This window comes from Yoonia vestfoldensis SKA53, from assembly GCF_000152785.1.
Lineage (GTDB): Bacteria > Pseudomonadota > Alphaproteobacteria > Rhodobacterales > Rhodobacteraceae > Yoonia > Yoonia vestfoldensis_A.
On record NZ_CH672414.1, the window covers coordinates 1,167,044 to 1,187,654 of the forward strand.

Below are 20,611 nucleotides of genomic sequence, written 5' to 3' on the forward strand. Positions count from 1 at the left end.
GCACTTTTGCGCCAGCTTTGGGGGTGGGCGTGATCTGGCCTACTTTCCTCTGCCCGCAAACTGCGGCATATGTCGCGCAAACGACCAAGCCAAGGACAAGCCCATGCATGATATCCGATCAATCCGCGACACTCCGGATGCGTTTGATACGGCCCTGTCCCGGCGCGGGCTGGCCCCTGTCGCGGCCACGATCCTTGATCTGGACGAGGCGCGGCGCAAGCTGATCCTTGCCGCCGAAACCGCGCAGGCCGAGGCGAACAAAGCGTCCAAGGATGTGGGCGCCGCCAAGGCGCGCGGCGACGACGCCGAATTCGACCGCCTGCGTGGCTTGATCGCCGACAGCAAATCCCGCATCGCCGCCATGAACGACGAGGCGAAAGCGAAAGATCAGGCGCTGAGCGACCTGCTGGCCACGCTGCCCAACCTGCCCGACCCTTCTATCCCCGATGGCAAGGACGAGGCCGACAATGTCGAAATCCGCCGTCATGGCACGCCACGCATCTTCAGCTTTGCGCCGGTCGAACATTACGACATCGCGGGTATCAAACAGGGCATGGATTTTGAAACCGCCGCAAAACTGTCCGGCAGCCGTTTTGTGTTGCTGAGCGGCGCTGTCGCGCGCCTGCACCGCGCATTGGCGCAATTCATGCTGGATTTGCATGTCGAGGAGCACGGGCTGACAGAAACCATCACCCCCGTCATGGTCCGCGAAGACATGATGTACGGCACCGGCCAGCTGCCCAAATTCGGCGAGGACAGCTATCAGACCACCAATGGCTGGTGGCTGATCCCCACCGCCGAAGTCACGCTGACCAATATCGTCAATGGCGAAACGGTGGACGAATCCACCCTGCCCCGCCGCCATGTCGCCCACACGCTTTGTTTCCGCTCCGAGGCAGGATCGGCAGGCCGCGACACATCGGGGATGCTGCGCCAGCACCAGTTCGAAAAGGTCGAGATGGTCAGCATCACGACCCCCAATCAAAGTGCCGCCGAACACGACCGCATGACGCAATGCGCGCAAACCGTGCTGGAACGGCTGGGCCTGCCTTACCGCACCGTCGTGCTCTGCGCGGGCGACATGGGTGCCGGTGCCACCAAGACCCATGATATCGAGGTCTGGCTGCCCGGTCAGAACACCTACCGCGAAATCAGCTCTGTCTCGGTCTGCGGCGATTATCAGGCGCGGCGCATGAATGCGCGGTTCCGCCCCGCAGGCGGCGGCAAGCCCGAATTCGTCCACACGCTGAACGGATCAGGCCTCGCCGTGGGCCGCACCCTGATCGCCGTGGTGGAAAACGGCCAGCAAGAGGACGGATCGGTCGATCTGCCTGCAGCGCTGCACCCCTATCTGGGCGGCAAGACGCGGATCACGGCCGAAGGTATGCTCGAATGACACATATCCGGGCCTATCTGACCCTGCTATTCACGGTGACATTCGTCACCTCGCCCCTGTTTACCAGCCCGTTCAGCGGCTTTCGCGCCGATCAATTGCCGATCCCGCAGATCGACCCGCCGATCCAGCCTGCGGGCTATGCCTTTGCGATCTGGGGTCTGATCTATGGCTGGTTGGTTGTGTCGGCGGTTTACGGGCTGTGGAAACGGCGCGGCGCGCGGGCTTGGGACCGCGTGCGCCTGCCGCTGCTGATCAGCCTTGCGCTCGGCACGCCGTGGCTGGCGGTCGCCAACGCCAGCCCGATCTGGGCAACGGTGCTGATCTTTGCGATGGCGGTGCCTGCGATCTGGGCCGTGATGGTAGCCCCGCGAACCGACCGGTACTGGTTGCGCGCGCCGGTCTCGATCTATGCGGGCTGGCTGACGGCGGCGGCTTTCGTGTCGCTGGGCAGCACGGCGGCGGGATACGGCGTGCTGATGGGCGCGTTGGGCTGGGCCTATGTCGGGATCATCGCAGCCCTTGGCGTCGCGGTCTTTACCCAATGGCGCAGCCGCGCACCCGGTTACGGGCTGACAGTAATCTGGGCCTTGTTCGCGATCATCATGGCCAATGGCACTGCTGCGTTGGGCGTCAGCCTGCTGGCGGGGGCGGGTATCGCGGTGATGACGATCCTGGCCATCACCACCACGGGCCGCCCTATTTCTTGAGATGCTTTGACAGGCGCGACGGCTGCGAGGATTTTTTATCCTTGTAGGGGTTCTTGTCACCCTGATCGCGCAGATACAGCCGGATCGGCGTACCCGGCATATCAAAATCAGCCCGCAACCCGTTGACCAGATAGCGTTTATAGCTTTCGGGCATCAGGTCGGGATGCGATGTCATCACCACGAATGCGGGCGGGCGGGTTTTCACCTGCGTGGCGTAACGCATCTTGATCCGCTTGCCCCCCGGGGCGGGCGGCGGGTGCTGTTCCAGCATGCCGATCAGCCAGCGGTTTAATTGTGCGGTGGTCACACGGCGGTTCCAGACGTCATGCGCGCGCATGATCGCCTGTTGCAGCTTATCGAGACCCTTGCCCGTCTTGGCCGATACCGTGACCAAAGGCGCGCCGCGCAGCTGTGGCAGCAGGCGCTCGAAACTTTCGCGCAATTCGCGCAATTTGTCCTGCTTGTCGTCCTCGGTGTCCCATTTGTTCACCGCGATCACCACGGCGCGGCCTTCACGCTCGGCAAGGTCTGCGATGCGCAAATCCTGCTGTTCGAACGGGATTTCCACGTCGAGCAGGACAACCACGACTTCGGCGAATTTTACCGCGCGCAGGCCGTCCGACACTGACAGTTTTTCCAGTTTTTCATGGATCTTGGCCTTGCGGCGCATACCTGCGGTATCAAAGATCCGCATCGGCACGCCAATACCGTCCGGCCCCGCCCAAACCTGTTTCACGGAAATCGCATCGCGGGTGATCCCCGCCTCAGGTCCGGTCAGCAGGCGTTCTTCGCCGATGATCTTGTTGATCAGGGTGGATTTGCCCGCATTGGGGCGGCCCACAACTGCAATCTGCAAAGGTTTGGCGATGGTCGGCACGCGCGGCGCATCTTCGTCGTCTTCGCCCACATCGACATCGGTTTCGGGCGCGTCCAATGCGGCGCGTTCCTCGAAAGCATCGGAAATCGGGCGGAGCACATCCATCAATTCGCCCATGCCTTCGCCATGTTCGGCGGAAATGCGGATCGGCTCGCCCAGACCCAGCGCATAGGCCTCGAGGATGGTGTTATCAGCGGCGCGGCCTTCGCCCTTGTTCGCGGCCAGAATGACGTTCGCGTTCTTCTTGCGCAGGATATCGGCAAAAACCTGATCGGCAGGCAGAACACCGGCCCGCGCGTCGATCATGAACAGGCAGACATCGGCCATTTCCACCGCACGTTCGGTCAGGCGGCGCATCCGGCCTTGCAGGCTGTCGTCGGTGGCTTCTTCCAGACCGGCGCTGTCGATCACGGTAAACCGCAGATCGGCCAGCCGCCCTTCGCCTTCGCGCAAATCACGGGTGACGCCGGGCTGGTCATCGACCAACGCCAGTTTCTTGCCGACAAGTCGGTTGAACAAGGTGGATTTTCCCACATTGGGACGGCCCACGATGGCAAGGGTAAAGGTCATATCTACGGCTCCTGACGCGCTAGATGCGTCCGCTACACCATTCAGGGCCTAACGGAAAGCGTGCAGTTGCCCTGTCTTGCTGATGACGTAAAGGGTCTGGCCCGCCACCACCGGCGCCGAAGCCGCCCCACCGGGCAAGCCAATCGTGCCAATCAACGCGCCAGAGGCCGGATCAAACTGCCGGATCACCCCGTCAGAGGAGGCCACAATCAACCGCCCCCCGGCCAGTACCGGGCCGAAATGCGCGATCACGCTGCGCTGGCGGCCGGTATTGTCACCCTCAAAATCGGGCAGGTCCACGCGCCAAACAGGCGCGCCGGTGGCGGCATCAAGCCGAACCAGTTCGCTGATATCATTGACCATGAACAACGACCCGCCCGCAGGCCAGATCGGGCCAACAGCCCCCTCGCCCGCAGTCCAGATGCGGCTGCCGTCGCGGATATCAAAGGCAACGCTGCGTCCGCCGAAACTTGCGGCATAGACGCGGCCCGCGTCGATCACCGGCGCACCGGCGATATCGCTGACAAGACTGGCGGCACGGCCCAGCCGGTCGCCCGCCACAACATTGGTCCAGCGCGGCAGCCCGCCCTGGGGATAGGTGGCCAGTATTTCACCCGACGGGAATGGAATCACTACGGTTTCACCGCTGACCGCAACGGCGGCGCTGCCCGCAAAGGTCGTCAGTGACGGCGTGCCGCTTTGCTGCCAGCGCGTCAGGCCTGTTGCGGCATCCAGCGCCCAAGCCGTGCTGTCGCGGGCCACGACATAGACCAGATCACCGTTGATGGTCGCAGGCGCATTGACCGGCGCGTTCAGCGTCTTGGTCCAGATCACCGCCCCCGTGGCGGGGTCTAGCGCGCTGATTTCACCAAATCCGGTCGTGACATAGACCCGCCCGCCGCCAAAAGACACCGCCCCGCCCGATGCCTGCCCCGCGTTGAAACGGTCAGGTGTCAGGTCGCGCTGCCAGATGGTTTGGCCGGCAGCCCCGGTCGCTGTCACCGTCGCGCCGGAATCGACGGTATAGATCACGCCGTCTACGACCACCGGTTCGCCTGTCAGGCGCGCACGGCGGCTGTCACCCTGCCCGATATCGGCAACAAAAACAGGCTGCAATGCCGCCCCAAGGGCAGGATGCGCCGGAATTGCCGCGCGCTGGGTCCAGTCGGCATTGACCTGCGCCTGGGGCAGCGCCAAGGGCAGGGTCTGGTTGACCACAGGGGCTGTGTCGCGGATGTCGAACCGGTCGCCGGGCAGGATGATCTGCTCTTCACCACAGGCAGCCAGTACCGACAGGACGAAGGCAGCACCAATGAAGGGTCTCAGGGTCATGGGGGGTCCAATCCGTTTTTTCGGCCAGTTACTGCGCCAATGCGGCACCCGCCGCGTCTTCACCAAGCGCAATCAGCAGGGTCTGCACCCGGTCCGAGAGGCCACGGGTCACGGCGGCATCTTCGGCAATCTGGCGCAGGATCGCAACCGCGCCGGTCTGATCACCGGTTTCCAGCGTCAGATAGGCCATCTGTTCCAGCGCCAGCAGCCGAAAGGGTTGGCCGGGCTGGGCCAAAGGCGCAAGCGCGGCCAGACGGGCGGGCATGTCCCCCACAGGCAGCATCGCCGCCTTGATCGCCGCCAGATCGCGGTAGATCGCAGTGGTGTCGGCATTGGTGGCAAGCGCGCTTAAACTTGCGGCGGCGGCCTCGGCCTGTCCTGCCTGCTGTTGCGTCGATGCCGTCAGCAGCGCGGTGATCACGGCGGCATTGCCTGCGGCACTCACCGCAGCCATCGCCGTCGCACGCGCCGCTTCGTCATTTTCGGCCAAGGCCGCGAGCAAGGCATCGCCCGCCGCCTGCGCTGCCGCGCGGTCTTGTGCGCTGCGGTATTCATTCCAGGCTGTGCCACCGACGATCCCCAGCACGATCAGCACCGCGACCCAGCCATAGCGGCGCAGATAGCCAAACAGCTTGTCACGGCGCATTTCCTCGGTGACTTCGTCGATAAAGCTGTCTGGATTGCTCATCCCGGCCCCCTTTTGCGCCGCAAGCGGCATGATCATTGCAGGGTTCATATCGTGAAGCCCGCCTACTGGACAAGAGCAGAGCGCAGATTGCCACCCCAAGGCACCAAATTCTCGCTTGTCCGCAGGTTAATGCCAGCATAACTTGAACTGAATGGTTCAGTTTAAAACGTGATCCACCCGCGCATTTTGCGCGTATTATCATCAGGCGTACTTTGATGCCTGTGTCTAAAGTCTGGAAAGGCCCGTCAATGCGCTTGATGTCGATGTTTGCGGCTGTAGTTGTCGCGGCTATTTTGTATCTGATTGTGTTTCAACGGGACCAATTGCTGGGTTTCGCGGGTGCCGACAGCGACACCCCCGTGACCGTCGCAATGTCAGACACGGCCACAGCGCAAGGGATTGGCGTCATTGCAATCCGCGCGCAGGCGCAAGCAATCGACAGCGCGGTCTTGCTGCGCGGCCAGACCGCAGCGGCGCGCGACGTGACGGTTGCCGCGGAAACATCCGGCCTTGTGGTGTCAGAACCTCTGCCCAAGGGCAGTTTTGTAAACGCGGGCGATACGCTTTGCACGCTCGACCCCGGCACGCGCGCTGCCACATTGGCCGAGGCGCGCGCCCGCCTGTCCGAGGCGCAAAGCCGCGTCCCCGAGGCCGAGGCGGGCGTCATCGAAGCCCAGGCGCGGGTGCGCGAGGCAGAGATCAATCTCAACGCGGCACGCGCGCTGTCACAGGATGGGTTCGCCTCTGAAACCCGTGTCGTGGGCGCGCAGGCGGCGATGGAGTCGGCCAGTGCCGGTGTGCAGCGCGCGCGCAGCGCGGTGTCATCCGCGCTGGCGGGAATCGAATCGGCCCAAGCCGCTGTCGCAAGCGCCGAACGCGACATTGCCCGCCTTGTGATCACTGCCCCTTTCGAAGGCTTGCTGGAAACCGATACCGCCGAGCTTGGGTCGTTGATGCAGCCCGGCGCGCCCTGTGCGACGATTATCCAGCTGGACCCGATCCGTCTGGTCGGTTTTGTCCCCGAGGCGGACGTAGGCCGGATCACTGTCGGAGCGATGGCGGGCGGGCGATTCTCTGACCAGCAAGAGGTTGTGGGCGAGGTTACATTCCTGTCGCGCAGTGCCGATCCCGTCACCCGCACCTTTCGCGTCGAAGTGACGGTGCCAAACCCCGATCTGGCCATCAGCGACGGGCTGAGCGCCGAAATCATCGTCGCGGCCGACGGGCAATCGGCGCATCTGATCGCGCAATCCACGCTGACGCTGAATGATGCAGGCACGCTGGGCGTGCGGATCGTCGGCCCTGACATGACCGCGCAATTCATGCCCGTCACCCTGCTGCGCGACACCGCCGAGGGCGTCTGGGTCGCGGGTTTGCCCGATGCGGTGGATATCATCACGCTGGGGCAGGAATTCGTCATTGATGGGGTGCCAATCGTGCCAACCTACGCAGAGGCCAACCAATGATCGGGATTGTCGATTGGGCCGCATCGCGCGCCCGCATGGTGCTGGCCTTTATCGCGCTGTCGCTGATCGCGGGTGGTGCCGCCTATGTCAGCCTGCCCAAAGAGGGCGAGCCTGACATCGAAATCCCTGCGGTATTCGTCTCGGTCCCCTTCCCCGGTATTTCCGCCGCCGACAGCGAAACGCTGCTGGTGCGGCCGATGGAAACCGAATTGTCCGATCTGGACGGGCTGAAAACCATGACCGCCACCGCCGCCGAAGGCTTTGCCGGCATGGCGCTGGAATTCGAATTCGGCTGGGACAAGACCAAGATCATCGCCGATATCCGGTCTTCCATGAACAACGCGCAGGCCAGTTTTCCTGCCGGTGCCGACCAATATTCCATCACGGAAATCAACTTTTCCGAATTTCCCATCATCATCGTCAACCTGACCGGCGATGTGCCAGAACGCACCCTGCTGCGCACCGCCAAAAGCCTGCAAGACCGCATCGAAAACATCGATGCCGTGCTCGAGGCCGGGCTGGCCGGTCAGCGCGACGAAATGCTCGAGGTGCTGATCGACCCGCTGCGGCTGGAAACCTATAACGTCACGGCAGGCGAATTGATCGGGGTTGTGACCAATAACAACATGCTGATCGCCGCGGGTGAAGTGGACACAGCCCAAGGCACATTTGCCGTCAAGATCCCGTCGTCGTTCAACAGCCCGCAGGATGTCTATGACCTGCCCGTCAAGACCAATGGCGACAGTATCGTCACCCTTGGCGATCTGGCCACGATCCGCCTGACATTCGAAGACCGCGTTGGCGTCGCGCGGTTCAACGGGGTCAATACCGTGGCCTTGCAGGTCGTCAAGCGCAAGGGGTTCAACCTGATCGACACCACCGCCCTTGTGCGCGACGCGGTCGCGGCTGAACGCGCCACATGGTCGCCCGAATTGCGCGCGGCAATCACCATCGGCACATCGAACGACCAGTCGCGCAGCGTGGCTTCGATGGTCAGCCAGCTGGAAGGCTCGGTGCTGACCGCCATCGCGCTGGTGATGATCGTGGTGCTGGCCTCGCTTGGGACACGCTCGGCGCTGCTGGTGGGTTTTGCGATCCCCACGTCATTCCTGTTGTGTTTCGCCCTGCTGGCGGTGATGGATATCACGATTTCCAACATCGTCATGTTCGGCTTGATTCTGGCCGTGGGGATGCTGGTGGACGGGGCCATTGTCGTTGTCGAATATGCCGACAAACGCATCCAGGAAGGCACCGGCCCGATGTCGGCCTATACCGAGGCTGCCAAGCGGATGTTCTGGCCGATCATTTCATCCACCGCGACCACGCTTTGCGCATTCCTGCCGATGCTGTTCTGGCCGGGCGTGCCGGGGCAGTTCATGGGGATGTTGCCGGTCACGTTGATCTTTGTGCTATGCGCGTCATTGGTCGTGGCTTTGGTCTATCTGCCCGTGATGGGCGGCGTCACTGGCCGGATGAGCCGCGCCTTTGGCAAATCATCCGACATGTTGCGCGCGCGCCTGCCATGGGCCGCCTGTGCGGCGCTGGTGGTGCCTGCGATCATGGTGGTCTTTACCGGCGCGATGCTGGTGCTGAACCCGGCCTATCTGTCGGGCGATGCTGTCCAGACAACGGGCTTTGTCGCATCCCTGCCCGGGATCGTGCTGTTTCTGGGGGGGGCGGTCGGCTTGTCGATCACGCTGGGTGCGGCACGGATCGAACGGCCCGCCAAACGGATCAAGGCTGGCTATCAGCGCTCGCCCTTTGGCCGTGTCATGCATTTCATCGTCGGCAATCCCGTGATGCCGCTGGTCACGATCGCCGCGGTGATCTTTACCGTGGTGTCGATCTTTGGCTATTACGGGGCCAATAATAACGGGGTCGAATTCTTTGTCGAATCCGAACCCGAACAGGCGATTGTCTATGTGCGCGCGCGCGGCAACCTGTCGCTGGCCGAAAAGGACGCGCTGGTCCGGCAGGCCGAACAGATCGTGCTGGCGCATCCGGGCGTGATTACCGCGTTTTCCTTTGCCGGTGACGGCGGGCTGAACACCGATGCAAGCGGCGCCAGCACCCCGCGCGACACGATCGGACAGGTCCAGCTGGAAACGATCCCCTGGGAAGACCGCGCCGGTATCGCCGCACTTGACGGTGATCTGGTGCTGGCGCAATTGCAGGACCAGCTGAACACCATCCCCGGGATCGAGACAGAGATTCTGGCACAGGCGCGCGGCCCCGCATCGGGCAAGCCCGTGCATCTGCGGCTGAAAGGCGACGATTGGGATGATCTGATCAGCGCCGCCCAGATCACACGCGCCCATTTCGCGCAGACCCCCGGCCTGATCACGATCGAAGATTCGCTGCCCCTGCCCGGCATCGACTGGCAGATCGACGTCGATGTGGCGACCGCAGGCCGGTTTGGCGCGGATGTGGCCAGCGTCGGTGGCATGGTACAATTGGTGACGCGGGGCATCTTGCTCGATACGATGCGCGTTGACAGCTCGGACGAGGAAATCGAAATCCGCGTCCGCCTGCCTGAACAGGACCGCGTGCTGTCCACGCTGGATACCTTGCGCGTGCGCACGGCGGACGGGCTGGTGCCTTTGTCCAATTTCATCACCCGCACGCCGGTGGCCAAACTGGCGCAGATCGACCGGATCGACCAGCAACGCTATTTTGACGTCAAGGCGGGCGTCACCAGCGGGCTGACCAATCTGCTGGCAGATGGCAGCGCGGTGGCTGTCGCACAGGTCGACCGCAGCGCGACCGGCATGGCGCGCTACGGCGATGTGACGCTGCTGGATGGCACCACGGCGGATCGCTTTGCGCAATTGGTGGCGGATGGGGCCATCACCGAAACCCCGCTGAACGCCAATGAACGGATCGCCATGCTGACCGATTGGCTGTCCGATAACCCGCTGCCTGCCGGCGTCGCCTGGGAATGGACCGGCGATCAGGAAGAGCAGGCCGAATCCGGTGCCTTTTTGATGACCGCCTTTGCCGGCGCGCTGGGGCTGATGTTCATCATCCTGCTGGCGCAGTTCAACAGCATCTATAATTCGGTGCTGGTGCTGCTGGCCGTAGTGCTGTCCACCGCCGGATCGCTGGTGGGGATGCTGGTTATGGATCAGGCGTTTTCCATCATCATGACCGGCACGGGGATCGTGGCACTTGCGGGGATCGTGGTGAACAACAACATCATCCTGATCGACACCTATCAGGATTACAGCCGCTATATGCCCAAGACCGAGGCGATCACCCGCACCGCCGAGGATCGCATCCGCCCCGTGTTGCTGACCACAATCACAACAATGGCAGGGCTGGCGCCGATGATGTTCGGCCTGAGCCTTGATTTCATGCAGGGCGGCTATTCGATCGACAGCCCGACAGCACTTTGGTGGAAACAACTGGCCACGGCCGTGGTCTTTGGTCTTGGTATCGCAACGGTGCTGACGCTGGTCTTCACCCCCTCGATGCTGGCGGCGCGGGTCTGGTTTGTGACCTATGTGCAATGGGCCGCGCAATTGATGGCAAAACTGTCGATGGGCACCAGCAGCCGTGCCGCCCGCGACTGGGCGCTGTCAAGGCAAGCCGCACGCATCAAGGCACCAGAGGTGATCTGGGTCGAGGATGACGCGGCACCAGTTGCCAGCAGATCGCCGTTGCAGGCGGCGGAATAGCGTTGGACCCTAATCCATCACCTTTTTGACGAATTGGGATTTCAGCCCCATCTGGCCAAAGCCCGCGATCTTGCAGTCGATATCGTGATCGCCGCTGACCAGCCTGATACCGGTGACCTTGGTGCCGACCTTGAGGGCGGTGGATGATCCTTTGACCTTGAGGTCCTTGATCACGGTCACGGTATCGCCGTCTTGCAGGATATTGCCCACAGCGTCACGGATCACATCGGCCGCATCCAACGCCGCATCGGGCGACCATTCATGCCCGCAAGCAGGGCAATTGAGCAGCGCATCCACCGCATAGGTAAAGCGCGCGCCGCAGTCAGGGCATGGGGGCAATGTATCAGGCATGGTGGTTTTCTTTCTTTGGCAAGGCGGGGTGAACCCCGCCCTACGATATTGCGTCGTTCGGGGTTGTTCCCGACCGGATCACGCAGGTGCTTTGCCGCGTCAAACCGCTGGCGCCTCTTCTTCGGACTGCCTGTTCCACAGATGCGCATAGCGTCCGTCCTGCACCAGCAATGCGTCATGCCGACCCTGTTCCACGATCACGCCGTTTTCCAGCACCACGATCAGATCGGCATCGGCGATGGTGGACAGCCTATGCGCGATGGTAATGACCGTGCGGCCTTGGCCCATCGCCTTGAGTTCAGCCTGAATTTCCATCTCGGTCTCGGTGTCAAGCGCACTCGTCGCCTCGTCCAGCAGCAGGATCGGCGGGTTCTTGAGCAAGGTGCGCGCGATACCCACGCGCTGCTTTTCGCCCCCTGACAGTTTCAGGCCACGCTCGCCTACGGTGGTCTGATAACCATCCGGCAGGCTGGTGATGAAATCATGGATCTTGGCGGCTTTCGCGGCGGCGATGATCTCGTCCTCACCCGCATCGGGGCGGCCATAGGCGATGTTGTAATGCACCGTGTCGTTGAACAGCACGGTATCCTGCGGCACCACGCCGATCTGCGCGTGCAGGCTGTCCTGCGTCACATCGCGCACGTCTTGATCGTCGATCAGCAAGGCACCGCCCGTGACGTCATAGAACCGGAACAACAGCCGCCCGATGGTGGATTTGCCTGACCCCGAGGAGCCGACAATGGCCACCGTCTGGCCCGGCGCGACATCAAGGTTAATGCCCTTGAGAATACCGCGCCCCGCATCATAGCCAAAGGTGACATCGCGCAGGGTGACGCGCCCGCCGGTGACGGCCAAGGGCTTGGCATGGGGCGCATCATTCACCTCGGCCGGTTGGCCCAAAAGATCGAACATATCGCCCATGTCGATCAGCGCTTGGCGGATTTCGCGGTAGACCGTGCCAAGGAAATTCAGCGGCATGGTGATCTGGATCATATAGGCGTTGACCATGACGAAATCGCCCACCGTCAGATCACCGCGTTCAACGCCAATGGCGGCCATGACCATGACCAGCACCAGACCACCGGTAATCAGCACCGATTGGCCGAAATTCAGGAAAGCCAGCGAATAATTGGTGCGGACAGCCGCAGTTTCATATTGCGCCATGGCGCGGTCGTAACGGTCAGCCTCCCACTTTTCGGCGCCGAAATATTTGACCGTTTCAAAATTCAGCAGCGAATCAATCGCCTTTTGGTTCGCATCGGTGTCTTGATCGTTCATCACCTTGCGGATTTTCACCCGCCATTCGGTGACGGTAAAGGTGAACCAGACATAAAGTGCTATGGTCCCGACAACGACGGCCAGATACCAGACGTCGAACAGGTAAAACAACACGACCGAGATCATCGCCAGTTCCAGCATCAACGGCCCCATCGAAAACAGCAGGAACCGCAGCAGGAAATCCACGCCTTTGACGCCGCGTTCAATCACACGCGACAGCCCGCCGGTCTTGCGCGTGATGTGATAGCGCAGCGAGAGGCGGTGGATATGGGTAAAGGTTTCCAGCGCCAATTGCCGCAATGCGCGCTGGCCGACGCGGGTAAAGATCACATCGCGCAATTGCTGAAAGCCCACGTTCATCAACCGCGCAAAGCCGTAAGCCAGCGTCAGCCCGACCGCCCCCAACCCCAGCACGGTGGCCGCTGTCGCCCCGTCAGGGGCCAGCGAATCCACCGCTTGTTTATACAGGATCGGCGTGCCAACCGCGATCACCTTGGCCAACAGCAGGACCAGCATCGCGCCTATCACCCGCCGTTTGACCCAGCCCTGCCCCTGCGGCCACAGATAGGGCATCACGCGGCGAATGACGGACCAGCCCTGCACGCGGGTATTGCCAAGGTTCGTATCGGAATGGGTGGTTGGGCGCATAGCTGTCTCCGCGGTCTGAGACGTTACTAGGGCTCCGCCCGTCGATTGACCAGAGCCGCAAGGCTACTGCGCGATATCGGGAATCCGAAACACCTGTCCGGGATAGATCAGGTCGGGGTCGCGGATCAGATCACTGTTCGCCTCGAACACCTGCACATACAGGATTCCCGCGCCAAGGCTTTCTTTTGCAATCGCCCAAAGCGTCGATCCGGGCTGGACCGTGCGCACCGCCACCTCGAACCCGTCCCGCGCCGTGTCTTCGGCCATGACAGCAGCAACGCTGGCGGGTTCTTCACGCTGAAACGGCGTTTCCATCCGCGACACGACGGTGCCATCCGCATCCACCTCGTCGATACGCAGCGTATAGACACCGGTGGCCACAGGGGGCAGCGCGATGCTCCAATCGCCACCCGCCGTCACCGGCGCGGCCGCGAAAGATTCGTTATCAAGATAAACCTGCACCTCGCCATCGCCAGTGGCACGCCCTGTCAGCTCCACCGCGCCGGCAGGATCATAGGTAATTGCGTCCAGCGCCACATTGGGTTGCGGCAGCACAGCGGCCCCCTGTGCAACGCGCACGCCATCCGCGCCGGTTTCCAGCACCACCGGCGGCGGTGCGGTTTCGGGGGCGATCTGGGCTGTTTCGGTTTCGGGCAGATCAGCCTCCTCGGTGGGCGGATCAATCGGGGCCTCTGCGGCAGTCTGTGGTGCGATCTGCGGGGCCGTCTCTGGCGCAATCTCTGGCGCTGCTTCGGCCACGACCACGGGGGCAATCGGCGCAACCATATAGCTGGTCTGCGATGGCACCGCCGCCCCGTCAGGATCAGCCAAGAGCGACAGACGGCGTGGCTGATCGGCCGGACCGGCACCGGCCAGCATCACGAAACTGCCGGTCGCATCCGCCGTCGCCCGCGCAATCGCGACCCCGCCGAGAATCAGATCCACAACCTGCTCGGGTGCCGCGCGGCCCGCCACGATGATTGATCCGTCAGGGTCCAGCCGGAACGTATCGAATGCCGGCACAACAGGGGCCGCAACAACCGGTTCTGGCGCTGGTTCTGGTTCTGGTTCTGGTTCTGGTTCTGGTTCTGGTTCTGGTTCTGGTTCTGGTTCTGGCGCAGGCATCGGCGCCGTGGCTTCCGGCGCAGCCACGCTCAATACGGGCAATGTCGGGGATGGTGCGGGCAGCAGGATTAAAACTAGCGCCCCCAGCACGGCAGCCGCCAAAGCCCCCAGCGCCCAGGCACCCACCTGCGATTTATTCTGATCGTCCACGCCTTACACCCCGTCCCGGTCTTACCGGCAAAAATCCGCCCACAGCATTGAGACAATGTAGCAACCCCGCTATGAGCGGTCAAAGCCAAGCTGCATCAAAGGGGTAGCGATGTCCGATTTTCCAAGCTCAGTGTGTGTTTATTGCGGCTCTCGGGACGGAACCAACCCCGCTTATGCGCAGGCGGCGACCGAAACCGGCCAAATGCTGGCGCGCAACAGCTGGCGGCTGGTCTATGGCGCAGGCGACGTCGGGCTGATGGGACGGGTTGCCAAGGCCGTGCAGCAGGCCGGCGGGCGCACCTTTGGGGTGATCCCCACCCATCTGTTGGCGCTCGAGGTGGGCAAGCGTGATCTGGACAGTTTCGTCGTGACCGAAACCATGCATGAACGCAAAAAGGTCATGTTCATGAATGCCGACGCGGTGGTCGTACTGCCGGGCGGGGCGGGCAGCCTTGACGAATTCTTCGAGGTGCTGACATGGCGCCAGCTGGGCCTGCACCGCAAACCGATTGTCTTGCTCAATACCGCGGGCTTCTGGGACCCGCTGCTCGCCTTGATGCACCATGTCGTGGCGCAGGGTTTCGCGGGCGATGATATCCTCGCCTTCGTCAGCGTGGCGGCTGATGTGAGCGCCTTGGAACAGGCGCTGCAAGACGCGCTATAACGCTGCCATCAGCGTGGCATAGCGGGCGAGCGAAATATTGGACCCACAGGCGATGATCCCCACGCGCCGCCCGGCCAGATCATGCCGTAATGGCCCGATGATCGCGGCAAGCGACGCGGCACAGGCCGGTTCGGCGGTGATCCGCAAAATGGATTGATAAATCTCCATCGCGCGCAACATCGCTGCATCGTCGATCCGCACAATCCGGTCAACATGGGCCTGCGCCACCCCGAACGTATAAGGCAGCGCCATGGGTGCGCCCAGACTGTCAGCAATGGTGGCGATCTTGTCCAACGTGACCGGCGCGCCCTGCGCCAAGGATTGGAACATGCTGTCGGCACCATAAGGTTCGACCCCGATCACCTGCGCATCGGGGCGCAATTGGCGGATCGCACAGGCCATGCCCGAGATCAGCCCACCACCGCCGACAGGCACAACGAATGTATCCAGATCAGGGGCCTGCGTGACATATTCCAGCGCACAGACAGCCGCCCCCAGCACCATATGCCGCGCCTCAAACGGATGCAGCAAGGCGCGGCCCTGCGCGGCGGCGACGTTCATCGCGCCAAAGGCCGCAGCCATATCATCATGCAAGGACACACGCGCGCCCAAAGCCTCGCAGCCTGCGATGCGCGCGGGATCAGTGGCCCGCGGCATGCAGATCAGCGCATCCACCCCTGCCGCGCGCGCCGCCCAAGCGACAGCCAGCGCATGGTTGCCACCGCTGGCCGCGACAACGCCTGCAGCACGCTGGCCCGCATCCAGCCCCGCGATGCCCAGATAGGCCCCGCGCGCCTTGAACGATCCCGCCTGCTGGAACAATTCCAGCTTGACCATCACGCCTGCGCAATCGGGCAAAACGCCGTCCCAGCGCGCTGATGTCAGCGGCAGGACCGGCGTGGCGATCACCACATCGCGTAAACACTCCGCCGCCGCCTTGATCGCTGCGAGTTCCGGCCCCATCGCATATCCCCCAAAGAAAAAACCCGCAGGACATGTCCCACGGGTCTTTGATCTTGTCTATGCTCAGACGAAGGTTACATCCGGCCGGCGACATTTTCCCAATTGACCAGATTATCCAGAAAGTTGGTCAGATAGGCAGGCCGCTTGTTGCGGAAATCGATGTAATAGGAATGTTCCCAAACATCACAGCCCAGCAAGGCGGTCTGGCCAAAACACAAAGGGTTCACGCCATTCTCGGTCTTGGTGATCGCCAACGACCCATCAGCCTTTTTCACCAGCCAGGCCCAGCCGGACCCGAACTGGCCCGCACCAGCGGCGCTGAACTGCGTCTTGAACTCATCGACCGAGCCAAAGCTTTCCACCAGCGCCTTTTCCAGCGCGCCGGGCATCTTGCTGTCGGCGGGGGTCATCATTTCCCAGAACTGATTGTGATTCCACAGCTGGCTGATGTTGTTGAAGATCCCATTCTGTGCGACGGCGGCCGCGTCATAGGTGCCGATGATGATCTCTTCCAACGACTTGCCGGCCCATTGGGTGCCTTCAATCGCCTTGTTGCCATTGGTCACATAGGCATTGTGATGGATATCGTGGTGAAATTCCAGCGTCTCGGCAGACATGCCTTTGGCGGCCAGCGCATCATGGGCATAGGGCAGATCGGGAAGGGTGAATGACATGGTCAGTCCTCTGTGTTGTTCAGTATTGCGTTGCCCTTTAGGTGGCCCCCGGCTGCGCAAAGGTCAAGGGCGCACACCCTTTTCCCCCATCGTTGGAGCCCAAATATCCCCGCCGGAGGCCCCGCGCCCCGCGCGGGATCTGGCGCTCAGAACACCCCGACAGGGCCTGCCTTGGCCGAAGCCACCAGCAGGTCATGGACATAATCCGCAACCGACCGGAAACAGACCACAGCAAATGTATCCGCATCCACCATCCAGAACGCAGCAGCGACCTGCCCCAGATGACTGCGGCGAAAATCACCCGTGCCGAATGTGGCCGGGTGCAGATCGGCGGGGGTCAACTTGGCCAAGATTTCGCGCGCAAAACCACCTTCAACATGGATCAGCGCGCGCGCGTCCGACACGTTTTCTGCAAGGTAATGTTGTCCCGCAAGCGCCGAATCAATCTGCGCCAAGGCATCTGTCACCTCTGCGTAAGGCAGCATCACCAGCACTTCATCTGGTGACATCCAGGCGATACCGCGATCTTCGCCCAGGGCAATTTTCGCTTTTTCAGGAAAAGCTTGCCCCGTGATCTTCTTGCACACCGCGCGCAGTTTGGCGTTTGACAGCTCACCGCGCAGGGTGATCATGCCGCATAGGCCCGCCTCGCGGATCGTGACCTCGCCTGCGGTGCTGCGGCCTTGCAAGGCGCTGATGGGATCAGACATTCTGCTTTGCCCCTTCCTTGTCATAAAACACCGGATCGACGATGCGCGCCTGCACGGTCTTGGCGTCATCCACGGTGTTAAAGGTAATCACCTCGCCCATCCGGTCAGGGCCGCGATGCACAAGGCCCATCGCGATCCCGCGCCCCAGCGTGGGTGAATGATAGGTCGATGTCACGCGCCCTTGCGTGTTGCGCTGGCCATTGGCGTTGCTGCCGTCAGCAATCGCATAGGCCCCGTCCGGCAGGACCGACCCGTCCAGCGTTTCCAGCCCCACCAGCCGCCAGCGGTCGGGGTTGTCCATGAAACTGCGGGCATGGGCGCGCTTGCCCAGATAATCGTCTTTCTTCTTGGACAAGGCCCAATGCAGGTTCAAATCCTGCGGGATCACCGTGCCATCGGTTTCATCGCCGATCATGATGAACCCTTTTTCAGCGCGCATGATATGCAGCGCCTCGGTGCCATAAGGCATGATCCCGAATTCCGCACCCGCATCTACCAGCGCATCCCAAAAGGCACGGCCCTGCCCCGCAGGCACGGCGATTTCATAGGACAATTCGCCCGAGAACGAAATCCGGAACACCCGCGCATCAAATCCGCCGATCTGCCCCGCCTGCCATTGCATGAACGGCAGCGCCGACAGATCCGTGCCACCCAGCTTGTCGAGCAGCAGCTTGGCCTTTGGGCCAACCACGGCGACCTGCGCCCATTGTTCGGTGACATTGGCGACATAGACTTTCCAGTCCCACCATTCGCATTGCAGCCAGTCTTCCATCCAGGCGTGGATACGGTCAGCACCCCCGGTGGTGGTGTGGCAAAGCCAGGTATCCTCGGACATCCGCGCAACGACACCGTCATCAATCAAAAACCCGTTTTCCGAACACATCAGCCCGTAACGGCATTTGCCGACACCCAGATTAGACATCATATTGGTGTAAAGCATATCCAGAAACTTGCCCGCATCCGGCCCCTTGACGATCAATTTGCCAAGGGTCGACGCATCGAGCAGACCGACATTGCTGCGCGCATTGGTGACCTCGCGGTTGACCGCATCATGGACGCTTTCACCGGTGCGGACATAGGCAAAGGGCCTGCGCCACTGGCCCACGGGTTCGTTATCCGCGCCATTGGCAGTGTGCCAATCCGACATCGGCGTCTTGCGCAAAGGCTGGAAAACGCCGTCGCGTGCCGCACCCGCAATCGCCGCCATCGAAATCGGCGTATAAGGCGGGCGGAATGTCGTCGTCCCAACATTCGGGATCGCCATGTTCAGCGCATTGGAAAGCACGGCAAGGCCGTTGATATTGCTCAACTTTCCCTGATCCGTTGCCATGCCGAGCGTGGTATAGCGTTTGGCATGTTCGACGGACTCAAACCCTTCCTGCGCGGCCAGCTGGACATCGGTCACCTTCACGTCGTTCTGGAAATCCAGCCATGTCTTGGACCGCAGCGCATAGCTTGCCCCTTGCGGCATCATCCAGACGGGGGCCATCCGACCTTCGTCGGCATCGGTCGCCACAGGGGCGGCGGTGATACGCTTTTTATGACCCGCGTCATGCGCGGCGGCCTTGCCAGCGGCGATCCCGTCAGCCAGCACGTCAGCGCTGCGCAGATGGCCATTGGCCACCCCTGCGGCAATCACGAAACCGGCGCCATCAGCACCCGTCGGCGGGCGGGCCGTATCGGGGCGGAACATCGCCTGCGCATCGTCCCAGACCAGCTTGCCACCGCAATGCGACCACAGATGCACGACCGGCGACCAGCCGCCCGACATCGCGACGCAATCGCAGGCGATCTCCTCCAGCACGGCACCCTCGCCCGCTTGGGCGCAAAGCGTCACGCCAGTGACCCGCTTGCCACCTTTGACCTTTGCGATGCCTTTGCCATCGGCAATCCGGATGCCCAAGGCGCGCGCTTGGTCGATCAGCGGCCCTGCGGGGGCGGTACGTGCATCGACGATGACCGGCACCTCCAGCCCCGCCTCTTTCAGCGCAATCGCGGTGCGATAGGCGTCGTCGTTATTGGTGACAACCACGGTGCGATCCCCGATGGACACGCCGAAATTCACCGCATAATCGCGCACAGCCCCGGCCAGCATGACGCCTGGCAGATCGTTGCCCACAAAAGACAAAGGCCGTTCAATCGCACCCGTCGCGGTCACGATCTGCGCCGCCCTGATCCGCCAGAGCCGGTGACGCGGGCCGTCCTGATCGGGCGCATGGTCGGTCAGGCGTTCATAGGCCAAAGTATAGCCATGATCATACACACCCGCGCCCATACAACGCGCACGGATCGTGACATTTGACATCTTATCAAGTGCTTGCAGTGTGGATTTAATCCAATCCACTGCATCCATCCCGTCGATCTGCGCCCCGTCCACGACAGCGCGGCCACCCCAATCGGCGGTCTGTTCGATCAGCAGAACCCGCGCGCCGGCCTGTCCTGCGGCCAGCGCCGCGGCCAGCCCCGCGATCCCGCCACCCACGACCAGCACGTCAACATGCAGGTTGAAATGCTCATAGGTGTCTTGGTCACGGTCCTTGGGCGCGCGGCCCAGACCGGCGGATTGCCGGATGAACGGTTCATAGACATGTTTCCAAAAGGCACGCGGGAACATGAACATTTTATAGTAAAAGCCCGCAGGCAGAAACCGTGACAGATGCGTGTTGATCGCGCCGACATCGAATTCCAAACTCGGCCAATGGTTCTGGCTGGTGGCTGTCAGCCCGTCGAACAGCTCGGTCGTGGTGATGCGCTGGTTCGGCTCAAAAGCCGCACCCTGCCCCAGATTGACCAGACCATTGGGTTCTTCGGCGCCTGCCGCCACCACGCCGCGCGGGCGATGGTATTTGAACGACCGCCCGACCAGCATCTGGTCATTGGCCAACAGGGCAGAGGCCAGCGTATCGCCCGCGAAACCGCGCAAATTCTTGCCGTTGAAGGTGAAACTGACAGGCTTTGTGCGGTCGATCAGGCGACCATGCCCCGCAAGACGCGTACTCATGCGAAATCTCCCCATGTCCAGCCGGGGCGTTTGGCGGATATTTTGGCGCGCAGATCAGGCGGCGGTTCCGTTGTCTGCGCGGGATAGGTGCCGAAGACTTCCAGCGTGGCGGTGCAGCGCGCGGCCAAAAACCATTTGCCGCAGCCGTAAACATGCCGCCAGCGTTCGAAATGCACGCCCTTTGGGTTTTCGCGCATGAACATGTAATCCTCGAACTGGTCGTCGGATGATCCGGGGCCGTACCGTTTCAGATGCGCCTGCCCGCCCGCATGCAGATCGGTTTCATCGGCATCTGTGCCACAATAGGGGCAATGAAGGGTCAGCATAGGCGCAC

Annotated in this window: 16 protein-coding genes; 5 read left to right on the forward strand and 11 right to left on the reverse strand. The window is 62.2% G+C overall.

Annotated features, from left to right (window positions below; genetic code table 11):
* Positions 1-103 precede the first annotated feature (103 nt).
* Positions 104-1,396 (forward strand): serine--tRNA ligase, encoded by a 1,293-nt coding sequence (gene serS / locus SKA53_RS05735; RefSeq protein WP_007205135.1) that lies wholly within the window; start codon positions 104-106, stop codon positions 1,394-1,396.
* On the forward strand, positions 1,393-2,103 hold the full coding sequence (locus SKA53_RS05740; protein WP_007205136.1) for a hypothetical protein: 711 nt from the start codon (positions 1,393-1,395) through the stop codon (positions 2,101-2,103). The genes serS and SKA53_RS05740 overlap by 4 nt, the downstream gene beginning before the upstream one ends.
* On the opposite strand, the gene der is transcribed toward SKA53_RS05740, so the two are convergent.
* Genes der through SKA53_RS05755 form a run of 3 tightly spaced genes read right to left on the reverse strand, consistent with a single transcriptional unit; the run spans position 2,093 to position 5,570 of the window.
* Positions 2,093-3,550 (reverse strand): ribosome biogenesis GTPase Der, encoded by a 1,458-nt coding sequence (der, locus tag SKA53_RS05745; protein WP_007205137.1) that lies wholly within the window; start codon positions 3,548-3,550, stop codon positions 2,093-2,095. The genes SKA53_RS05740 and der overlap by 11 nt on opposite strands.
* 48 nt (positions 3,551-3,598) lie before the next feature.
* Positions 3,599-4,882, reverse strand: coding sequence for a PQQ-like beta-propeller repeat protein (locus tag SKA53_RS05750; protein ID WP_007205138.1), 1,284 nt, complete (start codon positions 4,880-4,882; stop codon positions 3,599-3,601).
* A 28-nt stretch (positions 4,883-4,910) separates the two neighbouring features.
* Entirely contained in the window at positions 4,911-5,570 is a 660-nt protein-coding gene (locus SKA53_RS05755; RefSeq protein WP_040483157.1) for a tetratricopeptide repeat protein, read from the reverse strand.
* A gap of 248 nt (positions 5,571-5,818) precedes the next feature.
* On the opposite strand from SKA53_RS05755, the gene SKA53_RS05760 reads away from it, so the two are divergent.
* The gene (locus tag SKA53_RS05760) at positions 5,819-7,036 is read left to right on the forward strand and encodes an efflux RND transporter periplasmic adaptor subunit (protein WP_007205140.1); all 1,218 of its coding nucleotides are present in this window, start codon (positions 5,819-5,821) and stop codon (positions 7,034-7,036) included.
* Positions 7,033-10,713, forward strand: coding sequence for an efflux RND transporter permease subunit (locus SKA53_RS05765; protein WP_007205141.1), 3,681 nt, complete (start codon positions 7,033-7,035; stop codon positions 10,711-10,713). The genes SKA53_RS05760 and SKA53_RS05765 overlap by 4 nt, the downstream gene beginning before the upstream one ends.
* A 9-nt stretch (positions 10,714-10,722) precedes the next feature.
* Here the strand turns inward: SKA53_RS05765 and SKA53_RS05770 are convergent, their stop codons facing one another.
* From SKA53_RS05770 to SKA53_RS05780, 3 genes are all read right to left on the reverse strand, one after another.
* On the reverse strand, positions 10,723-11,064 hold the full coding sequence (locus tag SKA53_RS05770) for a zinc ribbon domain-containing protein YjdM (RefSeq protein WP_007205142.1): 342 nt from the start codon (positions 11,062-11,064) through the stop codon (positions 10,723-10,725).
* Positions 11,065-11,163: 99 nt separating this feature from the next.
* Positions 11,164-12,990 carry an ABCB family ABC transporter ATP-binding protein/permease gene (locus tag SKA53_RS05775; RefSeq protein ID WP_007205143.1) on the reverse strand — a complete coding sequence of 609 codons (1,827 nt, stop codon included), beginning with the start codon at positions 12,988-12,990 and terminating at the stop codon, positions 11,164-11,166.
* Between the two features lie 63 nt (positions 12,991-13,053).
* Positions 13,054-14,265 carry a LysM peptidoglycan-binding domain-containing protein gene (locus tag SKA53_RS05780; RefSeq protein ID WP_007205144.1) on the reverse strand — a complete coding sequence of 404 codons (1,212 nt, stop codon included), beginning with the start codon at positions 14,263-14,265 and terminating at the stop codon, positions 13,054-13,056.
* Between the two features lie 109 nt (positions 14,266-14,374).
* Between SKA53_RS05780 and SKA53_RS05785 the strand changes: the two genes are divergently transcribed.
* Positions 14,375-14,929, forward strand: coding sequence for a TIGR00730 family Rossman fold protein (locus tag SKA53_RS05785; RefSeq protein ID WP_081440120.1), 555 nt, complete (start codon positions 14,375-14,377; stop codon positions 14,927-14,929).
* Here the strand turns inward: SKA53_RS05785 and SKA53_RS05790 are convergent.
* The 5 genes from SKA53_RS05790 to SKA53_RS05810 form a co-directional block, all read right to left on the reverse strand.
* Positions 14,924-15,892 carry a threonine ammonia-lyase gene (locus tag SKA53_RS05790; RefSeq protein ID WP_007205146.1) on the reverse strand — a complete coding sequence of 323 codons (969 nt, stop codon included), beginning with the start codon at positions 15,890-15,892 and terminating at the stop codon, positions 14,924-14,926. The genes SKA53_RS05785 and SKA53_RS05790 overlap by 6 nt on opposite strands.
* Before the next feature lie 74 nt (positions 15,893-15,966).
* On the reverse strand, positions 15,967-16,566 hold the full coding sequence (locus tag SKA53_RS05795; protein ID WP_007205147.1) for a superoxide dismutase: 600 nt from the start codon (positions 16,564-16,566) through the stop codon (positions 15,967-15,969).
* Positions 16,567-16,712: 146 nt separating this feature from the next.
* On the reverse strand, positions 16,713-17,276 hold the full coding sequence (locus SKA53_RS05800) for a sarcosine oxidase subunit gamma (protein ID WP_007205148.1): 564 nt from the start codon (positions 17,274-17,276) through the stop codon (positions 16,713-16,715).
* Positions 17,269-20,277: a sarcosine oxidase subunit alpha family protein gene (locus tag SKA53_RS05805; protein ID WP_007205149.1), complete on the reverse strand. Its 3,009-nt coding sequence runs from the start codon at positions 20,275-20,277 to the stop codon at positions 17,269-17,271. Before SKA53_RS05805 ends, SKA53_RS05800 begins: the two co-directional genes overlap by 8 nt.
* On the reverse strand, positions 20,274-20,603 hold the full coding sequence (locus tag SKA53_RS05810) for a sarcosine oxidase subunit delta (protein WP_040483158.1): 330 nt from the start codon (positions 20,601-20,603) through the stop codon (positions 20,274-20,276). The genes SKA53_RS05805 and SKA53_RS05810 overlap by 4 nt, the downstream gene beginning before the upstream one ends.
* Between the last annotated feature and the right edge of the window lie 8 nt (positions 20,604-20,611).